This is a genomic window from Kitasatospora sp. cg17-2, assembly GCF_054031055.1.
Genome location: NZ_CM132923.1, coordinates 8,886,565 through 8,900,395, shown reverse-complemented (window position 1 = coordinate 8,900,395; position 13,831 = coordinate 8,886,565). Strand labels below are relative to the sequence as shown.

Below are 13,831 nucleotides of genomic sequence, written 5' to 3'. Positions count from 1 at the left end.
CGGAACCGCTGAGCGCCCGACCGGGCGGTACTCAGAACCGGAGCGACCAGCTGTTGATCGTGCCGGGGAAGTAGCCGCCGACGTCGGTCACCCGCAGCCGCCAGACCCCGGCCGCGGTGTGGGCGGAGGCGTCCACACCGAAGAGGCCGACGAAGTTCGTGTAGGCCTCGCCGATGTCGGTGTCGTGCAGCAGGAACACAGCGCCGTCCGGGGCGACGAGCTCCACCTTGAGGTCGCCGCGCCACCAGTAGTCGATGTCCACGGCCACGTCCAGGTCGCGCGGCGCCTTCCCGGCGACCCCGGTGACGGTGACCGGTGACTCGACCGTGCCCTTCCCGTCGAAGGTCACCGGCGCCGGCTGGGCGAACAGCGGGCCGCGCGGGCGGTTCGGCACCGTGCCGGTGTACAGCAGCCGGTCCGGGGAGCCCTGGCCGAGCTCGCGCAGCGAGCCGACGGTCGCCGCCGAGACCAGGGCCGCGGACACCTGGGCGGGCGTGGCGGCCGGATGGGACGACAGGTACAGCGCGGCGGCCCCCGCCGCGTGCGGCGCCGCCATCGAGGTGCCCGACATCTCGACCCCGAAGCCGCCGAGGTCGCTCACGTACCAGGCCGAGGTGATGGACACGCCGGGCGCGTAGAGGTCCACCAGCGGGCCGTAGTTGGAGAAGTACGCCTGGGTGTCGTCCCGGTCGGTCGCCCCGACGGTGATCGCGCCGGGCACCCGGGCCGGCGAGTGCTCGTTCGCGTCGACGCTCTGGTTACCGGCCGCGACGGTGTAGGTCAGACCCGAGGCGATCGATCCCGCCACCGCCGCGTCCATCACCGGGTCCGGCTCGCTGCCGAGGCTCATGTTGACCACCGCCGGACGGACGGCGTGCCTGGTCACCCAGTCGATCCCGGCCACCACCTGCTCGGTGGTGCCCTCGCCGTCGTCGTTCAGCACCCGGACCGAGACGATCTTCGCGGCCTTGGCGACACCGAACGAACTGCTCGCCACCGTCCCCGCGACATGCGTGCCGTGGCCGTGGCCGTCGTCCGCGACGTCGTCGCCGTCGATCGCGTCGTAGCCGTACGAGGCCCGCCCCTCGAACTCCTCCGAGGTGATCCGCACCCCGGTGTCGATGATGTACGCCGTCACCCCGGCGCCCGCAGTGTCCGGGTAGGTGAAGCGGTCGTCGTAGGGGAACCGCCGCTGGTCGACCCGGTCCAGCCCCCAGGAGCCCGGCGAGGTCTGCACGCCGTCCACCCGTACCCGGCGGTTCTGCGAGACGACCGCCACCGACGGGTCGGCGGCCAGTCGGCGCGCCTGCCGGGGCGTCAGCGCGGCCGAGAAGCCGGGCAGGGCCGCGTCGAAGCTGCGGCGCACCGTACCGCCGTACGAGCGGGCCAGCGCCGCGGCGCCGTCCGCGACCGAACTCCGCTGCGCGGCAGCCGGCTTGAGCACCACCAGATAGGTGCCGGGGACTGCCGCGGACGAGCCCTCGCCCTGCACGATCCCCTCCGGCACCGCCGCCGAGGCGGGGAGCACCCCGCCGACGCCGATCGACAGCGCGACGGCCGCGCCGAGCACCGCGCAGATCCTGCGCAGGCGTGTTCCTGAAACCACCGTCCGACCCCCTCCGGTCCGAGGCCCGGAACCGGCACCTCGCTACCCCGAATCCTGACGCATCGTCAACTGACGGACAATGGGCCATGGTTGTGCTTCGTCGGCGACCGAACCCGGGCCCGGCCGGAGCTCGGGCGCACGGTGCTCCGGGACTGCCGCCGCGCCGGGCGGTGCGCTATGTTCCGTACGGAATCGCCCCGGTCGGGGCGGGTTGCCGACCGGGTGGGGGCAGGCAGCAGCATGGACGACTCACGCGACCGGACCGAGGCGGCCGGAGGACGGGCAAGACCCGGCACCGCCAAGGTCGTTCCCTTCGAGCGAGGCCCGTTCGCCGGACTCGGCGCCGACGACCTGCGGACCCTGCACGGCCTGGGCACCAGGCGGGTCTACTCGCACAACGAGGCCCTGATGATCGAGGGCGAGCCCGGCGACCGGGTCGTCGTCCTGCTGACCGGCTGGGTCAAGGTCGTGGCCGCCACCGAGGACGGCGGCGAGGCCCTGCTCGCCGTCCGCCAGCCCGGCGAACTCGTCGGCGAACTGGCCGTCCTGGACGGCGAACCGCGCTCCGCCAGCGTCCTCGCCGTCCGCACCAGCACCACCCGGGAGATCGGCGCCGCGGCCTTCCTCGACTACCTCGCCGACCGGCCCGCCGCCGCGCTCGCGCTCCAGCGCTCCGTCACCCGCAAACTCCGCCTGGCCACCCGCTACCGGATCGACGTCGGCCACGGCACCGGCCTCGCCCGGCTCGCCCGCACCCTGCTCATCCTGCTCGACTCCTGCGGCGTGCCCGCCGAGCAGGGCCTGCGGATCGACATCCCGCTCAGCCACGCCGACCTGGCGGCACTCGCCCGGCTCTCCGCCGCCAGCGTCGAACGCTCCCTGCGCACCCTCCGCGACCAGGGCGCCGTCCGCACCGAATACCGAGGGCTGGTCGTCCGTGACCGCGCCCCGCTCGCCGCGGCGGCCGGGCTCGCCCTCCCCGCCGACCGGGGCGGCCGGGCGTGAGCGGCGCCCCCGCCCCCAGACTGCGCCGGGTCGTCCTGGTCGTCGACATCGAGGCGTACAGCGGCCGGCCGTACTGGGTGCAGCAGGCCGTCCAGGAGCGGCTGGACCGCGCCCTGGACCATGCCTGCGGGCGGGCCGGCGTGGACCGGGCGCGCTGCGAGGCCCAGGACCGGGGCGACGGGCAGTTGCTCCTGCTGCCGCCCGACGTCGACGAGGCCAAGGCGCTGCCCGGACTCGTGCTCGGCCTGCGCGACGCCCTGCACACCCTCAACCGGGCGCCGGGGACGGCGGGGCGGCTGCGGATCCGGGCGGCCCTCGCCCAGGGCGGGGTGCAGCGGGCCGCCCTCGGGTACGTGGCGCGAGCGGTGGAGACGGCCTGCCGGCTGCTCGACTGCGATTACGCCCGGTCCGCGCTCAAGGACACACCGGACACCGATCTGGCGCTGGTGGTCGCCGACGACCTGTTCACGGACGCCTTCGCGGCGGGCGGCGGCGGCCTCCCGGTGGACGAGTTCACCAGCATCACGGTGGCCGTCCCGGCCAAGGGCTTCAAGACCACGGCCTGGCTCGGCACACCCCGGCGCGGTGCGCTGGTGGTACTCGCCCCGCCGGCCGCGCCCGGCACCCGGCGCCGGAACCGGCGCTCGGCGCTGCTGCGCGGCCTCGGCGACGTCATCGCCGGGATCGGCCTCGGCGTGACCCCGCCGACCCACCACCACGACGACCCGCCGCCGCACCACGACGGGGACCGGGCCGACGATCACCAGGACCACCACGGGCAGCACGGGCAGCACGACCCCCACGACCACCAGGACCACGGGCAGCCCGGCCACGACGGGCAGCACGGGGACCACGGGGATCACGGGGGCCACGACGGCTTCGGGGACGAGCAGCACGGGCAGCACGGCGGGTACGACGCCCCGCACTCCCCCCACCACGACGAGCCCCCGCACCACCAGGACGACCCGCACCACGACGTCTGGGGCGACGACGCCTGGTCCGGCGACCCGCACCACCACGACCCCCACCACGAGGACACCGGCACCGCCTACGGCGACGACCACGGCGGCCACGACGGGCAGCACGGCGACCACCACGACCCCTTCGCCTCCCCGGACCACCCCGACCACGACCCCGGCGGCGGCCACTGGTGGCACGGCCCGCACCACTGACCACCGGTCAGGGCCCCGGTAAGGGCGTCCGGGCCGGGCTCACCAGCCGTCCTCCGCCGACTGGTCGTGCTGCGGGGCCGGGTCGGGCTCGTGGCCGTTGTTGCCCTGGTAGTAGTCGGACGGGGACTCGTAGGCGGTGTGGTCGGCGGCCTCGATGACGTCCTCGGGGTGGAGGCGGCCGTCGTCCCAGGTCTGGTCGGGGTCGGTCATGGGGTTCCTTCCGGTGGAGTGGCGAAGTAGAGGCCTTCGCACAGTTCTCGGGCGATCCGCGCGTACCGGCCGACGTCGCGCAGCGGGCCGTCCTCCAGGCGGCGCCAGTCGCGGGCGGCCCGGGCGGCCGCCCGGCGCAGTTCGGCGGGGGCGGTGTCCTCGGGCAGCCGGAGCCGGGCGGCGGGGGTGCGACCGGTGGCGAGGGCGATCAGGGCCTCGGCGGTGTCCTGGTCGAGTTCGAGCCGCCGACCGGCCACGGCGGCCAGGGCGCGGGCGAGTTCGTGGCGGCGGAGCTCCGGGTGCCGGCGCAGCTCGCCGATCCGCGCGCGGGCCTGCCGGAGCAGGTCGGCGGGGAGGTCCTCGCCCGCGCCCAGGGCCGCCTCGACGGCGCCGAGGGCGGCGGCCGCGCGCAGCACGTCGGCGCTGTCGACGAAGCGGCGGCGCACCTGCTCGACCACGGCGGCGATGCCGGAGGCCGCGCGGAACTCCGTCAGCAGCGCCGCCGCCCCGATCGGCCGCCCCTCGGCGCGGTACCGGCGGGCGGCCGCGAGGGCGGTGTCGATGCCGTAGACGCCCAACAGGCCGAGCAGCCGGCCGCGTTCGGCCCGGGTGAGCGGCCCGGTGTCCCAGTCGAGGAAGCGCCGGCCGGAGTAGCGGGCGCGGCGCAGCTCACCGGCCGGGGCGTCGACGAGCCGGCGGACGAGGGCGGCGTCCGGTTCGGTGAAGTCCTCCCCGAGGGCGGTCTGCGCGAGCAGCCCGACCACCGGGAGGACCTCGTCGACGAGGCCGGCGAGCCGTCCGGCGTTGGTCGCGGCGACCTGGCGGGCGCGCGGCCAGGGGTCGCCGTGGCCCTCGCCGAGCAGGTCGATCCGGCTGAGTACGCCGACGGCGTTGAGCGCGGTCATCCGGCCGTCGGCCTGGGCGCGCAGGGCGCCGAGGGCCTCGGCGTCGCCGGCGCCGGGGTGCGGCATGACGTAGATCATCGCGTCCGCGCGGGCGAGGGCGTCCAGCGCGGGCCCGTCGAGGCCGCTGAGCGAGTCCAGGCCGGGGGTGTCGACGAGTTCGCAGCCGCCGACGGGGCGCAGTCCGGCGGCCTCGACCACCACCTCGGCGATCTGCTCGGTGGGGAGACCGAGGTCCCGGGGGTCGCGCGGCAGGCCGCCGGGCCGCCAGTGCGCGGTTCCGTCCCGGTGGCGGACCTGGATCCGGTTGAGCGGTCCGGGCCGGAACCAGGCCACCACGGTGGTGCACTCGGTGGCGGCGGAGGCGGCGAGCCGACGGCCGAGCAGGGCGTTCACCAGGGTGGACTTGCCCGCGTTCATCCGGCCGCCGACGGCGATCCGCAGGGTGTGCCCGGCCAGCCGCTCGCGGGCCGCCCGCACCGCCGCGACGGGCGGGCCCGGGGGCAGCAGGCGCTCCAGTTCGGCGGTGAACCCGGCCACCAGTGGGGCGAGTCCACCGCTCTGCGGCGGGGCGGCCGTCATCGGGCGGCCGACCGGGCGGGTGCGTCCGCCGGAGGCACGGTGCCGCGCTGCTCGCTGTCCAGCAACCGGGCCAGGCGTCGCGCCGGACGACCGAGCCCGGCCAGTTCGGCCTTCTCCTCCCGGGCGACGCCCTCCCAGTACTTGAGCCGCTTGGCGGCGCTCTCCACCCCCTTGAACCAGGAGACCATGCTGTCGATCCCGTTGGCCTCCTTGCGCAGGTCCTTGATGAGCGCCTTGGTCGTCCCCAGGCTGCGCGCGACCTCGTCCGCCCGGTGGGTGAGCAGGGTGGACAGGCACCACAGGACGGGCACGGCGACGCCTCGGGTCGACGTCCCGCAGGAGACCGCGACCGCCGTCCCGCGCACCCGGCCGCCGCTGACCAGCAGTTCCTCCAAGGGGGCCGCCGCGGCCCGGGCCCGGGCCCAGTCGGCGGGGTCGGTGACGAGGTCGGCCTTGGTGTAGACGAGCACGACGGGGAGCGGTGTCGACTGCTCGTCGACGGCGCGGTGCAGCAGCACCACGGTGCGGCGCACCTCGTCCTGGGCCTCGGGGTCGGTGGCGAGGCGCTGGGTGTCGGCGAAGACGACCACCGCGTCCGCGTGGGTGAGCCGCTCCAGCAGTTGCGCGGTCTCCGGGTCGTCGGCGGCCGAGCCGGTGAGCGCGCCGCCCCGGTAGTCCGTCCAGTCGAAACCGAGGACCGTGCGGCGGCCGAACTCCAGACCGGCCGACAGCTCCGTCCGGCGGGAGGACGGCGGCGGATAGATCCCGCGTGCCAGCAGCTTTCCGGAGGTGGAGAGTCGACCGGCGAGGGCGGTGTCGGAGGCGACCAGCCGGAAGCCCTTGCGGCCGGCCGCGAGGCGGGTGTACATCGCGGCGAGGTAGCTGCTCTTGCCCGCGCTGCTGTGGCCGAGGGCGACCAGTCGCAGTTGGGTGAGGTCCATCCGGTCAGCTCCGGTCCGGGTCGGGGCGGCCGGTGGCGGCCAGGCCGTGCGCGAGGGCGAGGGCCTCGTCGCGCAGGGTGGTGAGAGCGCCGATCCGCCGCCTGGTGCGGTCCCGGGCGGCGGCGAGTTCGGCGGCGGAGGCGGCCAGGTTGCGCCGGTGCTCGGCCAGCCGGCGTTCCAGCCGGAGCCGCTCGTCCGCGATCGCCCGGTCCAGCGCGAGGCCGAGCCGGTCGGCCAACCCGTCGACTTGGTCGGTGATCTGCGCGGGGATCTCGGTGGTCAGCTCGGTCAGCACCCGGTTGAGGTGGCGGGTGGCGTCGCCGCGGACCCGGCCGAGTTCGGCGCGCTGGCGCCGGCGGCGGGTGAGGACCGCGAGCATCGCGTAGCTGGCCACCGCGGGCAGCAGGACACTGCTGGTGAGCAGGCCGATCACGGTGCCGAAGGTGGCGGCGGTGCCGACGGAGGGCATCACGTTCTCCAGCATCCCCAGCGGGCCGCCGTCGCGGTGGGTGGAGTGCACCATCTCCGGCAGCAGGGTGCCGCGTTCGGCGCGGATGACGGCGCCGTCCTCGACGAGCGCCAGCTCCGTACCGGGCCCGGAACCGTCGGCGCTCCCGTCGGCCTTCCCGTCGGCCTTCCCGGCGTCGAGCACGGTGGAGCACTCGCGGCGGACCCGCTCCTCCAGGACGGCCAGGCCGCGGCGGGCCGCGTTGTCGAGTTGCAGCCAGACCGCCTCCACCTGCGCCTCCAGCTCGGCCGGGAACTCCTCGGCCAGCGCGGCGGGTTCGGAGGTGGCGATCTTCTCCTCGGCGACCCGGCGGACGTCGTTGAGGCTGCGCCGGAAGCCCAGTTGGAGGGTGTTCTTGAGGTCGCGGGAGCCGGTGGTCAGGGCCCGCCGCCACTGCGCGCTCTCCGGCTGGAGCAGCCGCAGCGCCTCCTCGGCCCGCTCGACCTCGGCGGCCAGACCCGGTTCCTGCTGGAGCGACCGGAGCCGCAGCTCCTGCTCGGCCAGCGGCACCCCGAGCGCGGCGAGTGCGACGTGCACCACGTTGGCGAGCCGCAGTTCGGCGGCGCGGGCGGCGATCCGGCGGCGCAGCAGCGCCTCCAGCGGTTCGAAGCCGCTCTCCTCAAGGAGTTCGGCCGCCTCCTGGAGCTCACCCGCGTCGGCGGCCGCGACGGCGTCCCGGCGGGCCCGGTTGCTGACCGGGAACCAGGGCGCCTCGGCGTGCCGGGGCGCGTGCCGGGCGAGCAGTTCGCGGTTGCGCTCGACGACGGTGGGCCAGGCGTCGTAGCTGTCGGTCTTGGTGAGCACGAACACCGTCTCGGCGGTGCGCTCGGTCGCCCGGCCGAGGAACTCCAGCTCGGAGCGGGTGAGTTCACTGGAACCGTCGACCACGAAGACCAGCGCGTCGGCGTTCTCCAGGGCGGCCAGGGCGAGTTCGGCGTGCCCGCCGACCAGGCCGCCGACGCCGGGGGTGTCGACGAGTTCGAGTCCCGAGTCCAGCAGCGGGACGGGCAGTTCGACCTCGACGTGGTGGACGTCGAGGCGGCGCGGACGGCCGGTGCGCGGATCGACGGCGGCGCACTCGGCGATCCCTTCCAGAGGGATCGGCTCGGCGCGCGGCGGGGCCTCCGGGGCGTCGCCCTCGGAGCGCAGGTGGGCGACGGCGCGCGGGTGCTCGCCGTACCGGACGACGATGTGAACGCCGGTGGCGACGTCGGCGTCGACCGGGAGGAGGTCCGGGACGCCGACCAGGCTGTTGATGGTGGAGCTCTTGCCGCGCTTCTTCTCGCCGACCACCACCAGGGTGGCGGCGCCGTCGACGGCCCGGGCGGCCTCGTCGCGAAGGCGCCGGACGCCGTCGCCGTCGCCGTCGCCGTCGCCGTCGCCGTCGGACGGTGCCCCGGCGGCTCGGCCGGCCGGCCGATCGGCCGTCGGGTCGGTGTCGGCGGCCTCGGCGGCCCGGGCGCGGGCGGCACGTTCGAGGAGCTCGGCGGTGCGGGCCGCGAAGTCCAGCACGCGGGCCCGGGAGGGGGCTTCGGGGCGGGGCGGGGTCATGAGGGTTCTCCCGTGGTGGAGTCGTCGGTGGATCGGGGGCCGGGGGCCTCGGACCCGCTCTTCCGCGGGTCCGGGGCGGTGGCACGCGGGGCAGTGGGCGGCGGGGGTTCGGGGTCGTCGAACTCTCCGAACATGCCGGAGAGATCGGCCTGTTGGGGATCGACCGCGCGGGTCCGCCGGTACGACGGGGCCTCCGCCCGACGGCCCGGTCCGGCGGGACCGGTAGGCCTCGGATCGGCGGACGCGGGATCGGTCGACGCGGGGCCGGTGGGCACGGAGCCGGTGTATGCGGGGCCGGTGGACGCGGGGTGCACGCCGTCGGACTGCGCCGGGCGGGCGGGCGGCCGCGTCGGGCCGGTCGACGGCTGGTCCAGGTCCCCGTAGTAACGGCGGCCGGTGCCCGGCTCGTCGCCGTGGCGCCGCCCCCCGGCCCCGGGGGGCTCCGACGGGCCCGGCGAGGCCGATGGCTGGGCCGCCCCGGCCTCCTCGGACCCGAAGAGGCCGCGCGCGACCCTCCGGAACACCCGGCGACCGGCCCGGAAGGTGTCCCCCAGCAACGACTCCGGGTCGCCGCTCCCGCCGCTCGTCCCGGTCCCCCCGGTCGTCCCGCCGAGCCCGGTCGCTCCTCCCGCACGGTCGGGCCCCGGCACGGTTCGCGGCGGCGCGGGCGGCACGGGCGGAGGCGGAGGCGGTGGGGGCCGCAGCAGCTCGTACACCCGGCAGTCCGCGCTGGTCAGATGGGTGAACCGGTGCACGTCGGCGTCGGAGCGCCGCATCCAGCCGGTGGCCAGGAGGCACCGGTCCCGGCCCCCGGCGGCCGCCGACCAGAGCGCGGCCGCGTCCGATCCGGGCAGCAGATGGGTCCCCACCGAGTGCGCGGGCAGCCAGACGGCCGCCGCGGGCGCCGAGGCGGCCTCCCCCGGCCACGGGGCGGCGACCGGGCGGGTGGTCCTGGGCTCGGCCTCCTCCCGTCCGACCGCCTCCCAGGTCGGCGCGATCCACTCGGCGTAGACCGGCCCGGCCCATTCGGCCAAGTGACCTTCCAGTTCGGCGAGTTCGGGGATCCGACCGACGGCCGCGCCGGGCGTCGCCGCCCGGTACCAGCCCACGAACCCGTACAGCGGCCGGCCGAACCGGTCGTGCACCATGGTCCGGCTGATCCGGCCCAACTCGCAGGCGGCACCGACCAGAACGCCGCGGGGGTCGCGGTGGAGCAGGAAGCGCGGGCCCGCCTCCAACCGGATCCCGCCCGCGACGGCGGCGCGCACGGCGTCCGCCACCGGGCCCTGCCGGTCGATCCCGGCGGGGAGCGCCCGCCACCACTGGTCGACCTGGAGGGTGCGGCCGTAGACCAGCGCCGACCAGCCGCCCGGCACGACCGGGTCCGGGGCCGGGGCCGCGTCCGGGGCCGGGTCCCGGGCCGCCTCCGGGTCCGGCGGGGCGGAGGCGGGCTCGGGCTCGGGCCCCTGCTGCGTGTTCGTCGTCATCTCGTCAGTCCGTCCGTGAGTCGGTCCGTGAGTCGGTCCGTCCATCGCTCAGTCCGTCAGCAGCCGGCCGTCGCGGAAGATCGGGATCCCCTTCAGCTCGTCGTCCAGATCGCGGCAGCGGTCCTGGGCCTTCTGGAGGTCGGCGGCGGTCGCGGAGCTGCTGGCGACCAGCCGGTCGATCGGCTGACGGGTGCTGTCCTTCTGGGTGCCCTTGAACAGCCCGCCGAAGAACCCCTGGCTGAGCGCGGCCAGTTCGCCGCGCGAGGCGCCCAGGCTCTCGGAGAGCCTGGCCATCTCCTGCCGGTTCCGCACGATGCCCTCGCTGAGGTAGTGGCGGAGGCTGAAGATGATCGGCAGGTGCAGGTTCTTCGGGGCGATCCGGCTGGCGTCCACGGTCGTCTGGACCGCCCCGCCGAAGTTGCCGAGCTGGACGGCGCAGAGCGCCATCGTGACGCCCTCGGCCTCGTCACCGGCCAGCCACGGCAGCAGGTTGCCGAGGTTGCGGGCCGCGGCCTGCAGGGCCTCGGAGGTCCGCATGCCGGTGCGCTCGGCGAGCAGGTCGGCCTTGGTGAGCAGGACGGTCACGCCGGGCACCGGATCCCCGGCGTCCAGCCGGCTGCTGAAGACCTCGGAGATCGCCCGGCCGAAGCGGGAGATCTCCATCGGCTCCCCGAACCGCTCGAGGTTCCCGGGGGTGCCGTGCCGGATCCATTCGGCGACGTGCTCGGAGTCGAGCGCCACGATGATGCTGTCGGACACCGCGATCCGGTCCTGCAGCATGACGACGTCCTTGGCCGTGCCGCGGCGGTCCACGGCGGCGTTGCCGCGGAAGTCCACGCAGTCGATGGTCATCAGGTCGCGCATGCCGCGCCGGAACACGAAGTCGTAGGCGATCGGATCCTCCGAAGTCGCCTTGGGCATCGTGCCGTTGCGGCGCAGCGTGGCCCAGTGCTCGGCGAGGTCGAGGTCGAGGTCGGGATCGGTGGCGTAGAGGTAGTAGCCCTGCACGCCCATCGAGAGACGGTTGTACATGCCGTGCAGGTAGGCGGTCTTGCCGGAGCCGCTGGCGCCGAGCATGGTCAGGGTGAGCCTGGGGACGGCCATGGTGCGGGGTCCTCTCCGTGAGCGGGTTGGGGCGGGGCAGGTCTGGACAGGGGCGGTCCGGGACGGGAGGCGGGGTGTCCGCTCAGAACGAGAGGACGTCCTCCAGCAGTTCGCCCAGCCGGTCGGCCGGGGCCACCAGTGGTTCCAGGCGCGAGAGTTCGGCGGCGGCGCGGGCCCGGTCGCGGTCCCGGATCGAGGCCCAGGACGGCTCGTCCTCCCACCAGCTGCTGATCCGGTCCCACAGGGTGTCCCGCTGGTCGGCCCGGCGGGCCGAGTCCATCAGGCTCTCGAACGAGGCGGACAGCTCCATGGCCCGGCCGACGATGCCGAACCGGAGCGTCCACAGCACCGGGAGCACCACTCCCTCCGGCTCGGGACCGCAGACCAGCGGGACGAACGCCCCCTGGATGTGCCGGGTCTCCCGCACCGCCTCGATCAGCGGCAGGAACGGGACGAGGAAGCGCTCCTCGGCGTCGTCGGCGCCGAGGTCGACCAGGTCGGTCTTGGTGAGGGCGATCACCAGCGGGGTGAGGCTCTCCTCCCGGTCGGCGACCGCCTGGTGGACGCGGACGACGAGCCGGCGGACGTCCTCCGCCGCCTCCGGGTCGGTGTCCAGCCGGAGGGCGTCGACGAACAGCACGATCCCGTCGGCCCGGACCAGGTCGTCGTGCAGCCGGGCGGCCTGCGAGCTGGAGCGGCGGTGCTCGGTCAGCGCGCCGCCGCGGTGGTCCGTCCAGCGGAACGGGAAGATCTCGTCGCCGTCGTGGCAGAGCACGAACTCGTAGCACTGGGGCCGGTCGCTGGCGCGCGGGTAGCGTCCGCGCAGGATGGCGCGGGCGTCGGCGAGCAGCGAGCGGTGGGCGTCGCGGTCCGCGGTGCGCAGGGTCATGCCCTCGACGCCGTCGCACATGGCGGCGTACATGAGGGAGAGGTAGCTGGTCTTCCCGGCCGCGCTGTGGCCGAGCATCACGATGTCCATGCGGTTCCTCGTGGTTCCTCGTGGTTGTCGCGGGCCCTCGGTTCGGGTCCGACCGGGTGGGACCCGGCGGTGGTGAGGTGCGGCTGCGGGGTGTGCGGAGCCCGGTCGACCCCGCTTCCGGACCTGCTCCCGGGCCTGCTTCCGGGCAGGGTGGAGCACGGTGCGGCGCTGCGGCGGCGCCCACCCCGCGGAGCACCCGGCCGGGCTCAGTCGTAGTCGAACCAGGGGTCGACCTCGTCCGGGTAGTGGGCGACGGCCCAGCGGTCCGGGTCGGCGGCGCCGGATCCCGCCTCCCCGGCCGCGGCGCCGTCGGGGGGCGGTGCGGCGGGCGGGTCGGTGAGGGCGCCGAGGGCGACGGCGGCCTTGGGGTCGGGGGCCAGTTCGGGGATCCGGCCGAACCGGGCGGCGACCAGGTCGGCCACCGGCGGCGTCCGGCTCGCCGCCCCGCAGAGCACGACGGCCCCGAGTTCGGCCGGGGTCAGACCGGCGCGGGCGACGGTCCGTTCCAGCAGCCCGACCGAGGCGGTGAGCGCCGGGGTGACGGCGGCCCGGTACTCACCGCCCTGCACCACGAACGGTTCCGGGTAGCCCGGCACCGCGAGGTACACCGTGCCGGTGCTCGACAGCGACTCCTTGGCGAGGGTCAACTCACGTGACAGCTGCGACCGTTGATGGGCCCCGGCGGAGGTCCGGTCGGCCTGGAGCCGCTGCCACGGCGCCGGGTCGAGATCCAGGGCCCGGTCCCGGAGCAGTTCGAACAGGGCCTGGTCCAGGTCGCGGCCGCCGAAGTCCGGGTCCCCGGCCACCGCGACGGCGCGGAAGCCGTCCCCCTCCCGGCGGAGGACGGCGGTGTCCACGGTGCCGCCGCCGAGGTCGTAGACGGCGATCGGCGCGCCGTCGCCGGCGGTGGCGATCGCCGCGTGGAAGCGGGCCGCCGCGACCGGTTCGGGCAGCAGCTCCGGCGCGTCCAGCCCGGCCCGGCCGGCGGCCTCGACCAGCCGGTCCAGGTCGGCGGGCGACCAGTCGGCGGGATGGGTGAGCACCGTGCGCACCGGGCCCGTCCCACCGCACCGGGCCCGCGCCTCGGCGGCCACCCGGGCGAGTACGGCGGCGACCAGGTCGAGGGTGTCGACCTCCCGGTCGTCCAGCAGCACGGCCGGTTGCCGCAGCAGCGCCCGCTTGGGGTGGTGCTCGGCGCGTTCCGGCCGCTGGGCGGCGAGTTGGACGGCGGCCCGGCCGGTGAGCAGCCGCCCGTCGTCGCCAAGGCAGACCAGGGACGGCAGGTAGCGGCTGTTCTCGATCTCGACCGCCGCGGCTCCGCCCGCCGCGCCACCGGACTCCGTGCCCGACGCGCCGGACGTGCCCGACGTGCCCGCATTGGCGGACGTGCCCGACGTGCCGGACGCGCCGGACTGCTCGGCGCGGACGGCCGCAGTGGTGAAGCAGGTACCGAAGTCGATGGCCAACGACCAGTCAGACACGTTTCCTCGCAAGGGAGTTGCGGTCGCACCAGGGCGCACGGACGGAGCCGGAGGGCGATCCTCCGGCAACCCCGCGCAGGATGCTAGGGCCCCGGAGGCATTTGTGGAGAAGTTCGGGACATCTTGTAACAATGGCATGGGCATTGCCGGTCGGAGCCGGGCGCCGACAGCCGGTTCGGGTGGCACCCCGCTCCCCCGGGCCGGGGTGCCGCCACCAGTCTCGGCACGCCGTTCGACCGAGACACCGTCAGCTGACCGAATCCGGGCCCACTCCCGTCGATTCGACCGCACGCCCGGTCCGTG

General features: G+C 75.6%; 11 protein-coding genes. 2 read left to right on the top strand and 9 right to left on the bottom strand.

The genetic code is table 11. From position 1 onward, the window contains the following. Positions 1-31 precede the first annotated feature (31 nt). Positions 32-1,606 carry a S8 family serine peptidase gene (locus ACW14Y_RS37385; protein ID WP_456984992.1) on the bottom strand — a complete coding sequence of 525 codons (1,575 nt, stop codon included), beginning with the start codon at positions 1,604-1,606 and terminating at the stop codon, positions 32-34. A gap of 240 nt (positions 1,607-1,846) precedes the next feature. Here ACW14Y_RS37385 and ACW14Y_RS37380 point away from each other — a divergent pair, with 240 nt between their 5' ends. Continuing rightward, positions 1,847-2,611 (top strand): Crp/Fnr family transcriptional regulator, encoded by a 765-nt coding sequence (locus ACW14Y_RS37380; protein WP_456984991.1) that lies wholly within the window; start codon positions 1,847-1,849, stop codon positions 2,609-2,611. Continuing rightward, complete coding sequence (locus tag ACW14Y_RS37375; protein WP_456984990.1) at positions 2,608-3,783, top strand: hypothetical protein; 1,176 nt, start codon at positions 2,608-2,610, stop codon at positions 3,781-3,783. Before ACW14Y_RS37380 ends, ACW14Y_RS37375 begins: the two co-directional genes overlap by 4 nt. Positions 3,784-3,822: 39 nt before the next feature. On the opposite strand, the gene ACW14Y_RS37370 is transcribed toward ACW14Y_RS37375, so the two are convergent. The 8 genes from ACW14Y_RS37370 to ACW14Y_RS37335 form a co-directional block, all read right to left on the bottom strand. Further along, a complete protein-coding gene (locus ACW14Y_RS37370) occupies positions 3,823-3,993 on the bottom strand; it encodes a hypothetical protein (protein WP_380301590.1) in 171 nt (56 codons plus the stop codon). Next, complete coding sequence (locus tag ACW14Y_RS37365) at positions 3,990-5,477, bottom strand: dynamin family protein (protein WP_456984989.1); 1,488 nt, start codon at positions 5,475-5,477, stop codon at positions 3,990-3,992. The genes ACW14Y_RS37370 and ACW14Y_RS37365 overlap by 4 nt, the downstream gene beginning before the upstream one ends. Beyond that, positions 5,474-6,418 (bottom strand): TRAFAC clade GTPase domain-containing protein, encoded by a 945-nt coding sequence (locus ACW14Y_RS37360; protein WP_456984988.1) that lies wholly within the window; start codon positions 6,416-6,418, stop codon positions 5,474-5,476. Before ACW14Y_RS37360 ends, ACW14Y_RS37365 begins: the two co-directional genes overlap by 4 nt. A gap of 4 nt (positions 6,419-6,422) precedes the next feature. Then, on the bottom strand, positions 6,423-8,477 hold the full coding sequence (locus tag ACW14Y_RS37355; protein WP_456984987.1) for a dynamin family protein: 2,055 nt from the start codon (positions 8,475-8,477) through the stop codon (positions 6,423-6,425). Continuing rightward, positions 8,474-9,964 carry a hypothetical protein gene (locus ACW14Y_RS37350; protein ID WP_456984986.1) on the bottom strand — a complete coding sequence of 497 codons (1,491 nt, stop codon included), beginning with the start codon at positions 9,962-9,964 and terminating at the stop codon, positions 8,474-8,476. The genes ACW14Y_RS37355 and ACW14Y_RS37350 overlap by 4 nt, the downstream gene beginning before the upstream one ends. Positions 9,965-10,012: 48 nt before the next feature. Then, positions 10,013-11,068 carry a hypothetical protein gene (locus tag ACW14Y_RS37345; RefSeq protein WP_456984985.1) on the bottom strand — a complete coding sequence of 352 codons (1,056 nt, stop codon included), beginning with the start codon at positions 11,066-11,068 and terminating at the stop codon, positions 10,013-10,015. An 82-nt stretch (positions 11,069-11,150) separates the two neighbouring features. After that, positions 11,151-12,047, bottom strand: a complete 897-nt coding sequence (locus ACW14Y_RS37340) for a TRAFAC clade GTPase domain-containing protein (RefSeq protein ID WP_380301578.1) — start codon at positions 12,045-12,047, stop codon at positions 11,151-11,153. A gap of 206 nt (positions 12,048-12,253) precedes the next feature. Further along, the gene (locus ACW14Y_RS37335) at positions 12,254-13,528 is read right to left on the bottom strand and encodes an Hsp70 family protein (protein ID WP_456984984.1); all 1,275 of its coding nucleotides are present in this window, start codon (positions 13,526-13,528) and stop codon (positions 12,254-12,256) included. Positions 13,529-13,831 lie beyond the last annotated feature (303 nt).

Bases quoted from the DNA above. Each gene is read 5' to 3' on its own strand.
- ACW14Y_RS37345 (WP_456984985.1), bottom strand. From the start codon at position 11,068: ATGGCCGTCCCCAGGCTCACCCTGACCATGCTCGGCGCCAGCGGCTCC.
- ACW14Y_RS37355 (WP_456984987.1), bottom strand. From the start codon at position 8,477: ATGACCCCGCCCCGCCCCGAAGCCCCCTCCCGGGCCCGCGTGCTGGAC.
- ACW14Y_RS37380 (WP_456984991.1), top strand. From the start codon at position 1,847: ATGGACGACTCACGCGACCGGACCGAGGCGGCCGGAGGACGGGCAAGA.
- ACW14Y_RS37360 (WP_456984988.1), bottom strand. From the start codon at position 6,418: ATGGACCTCACCCAACTGCGACTGGTCGCCCTCGGCCACAGCAGCGCG.
- ACW14Y_RS37365 (WP_456984989.1), bottom strand. From the start codon at position 5,477: ATGACGGCCGCCCCGCCGCAGAGCGGTGGACTCGCCCCACTGGTGGCC.
- ACW14Y_RS37370 (WP_380301590.1), bottom strand. From the start codon at position 3,993: ATGACCGACCCCGACCAGACCTGGGACGACGGCCGCCTCCACCCCGAG.
- ACW14Y_RS37340 (WP_380301578.1), bottom strand. From the start codon at position 12,047: ATGGACATCGTGATGCTCGGCCACAGCGCGGCCGGGAAGACCAGCTAC.
- ACW14Y_RS37350 (WP_456984986.1), bottom strand. From the start codon at position 9,964: ATGACGACGAACACGCAGCAGGGGCCCGAGCCCGAGCCCGCCTCCGCC.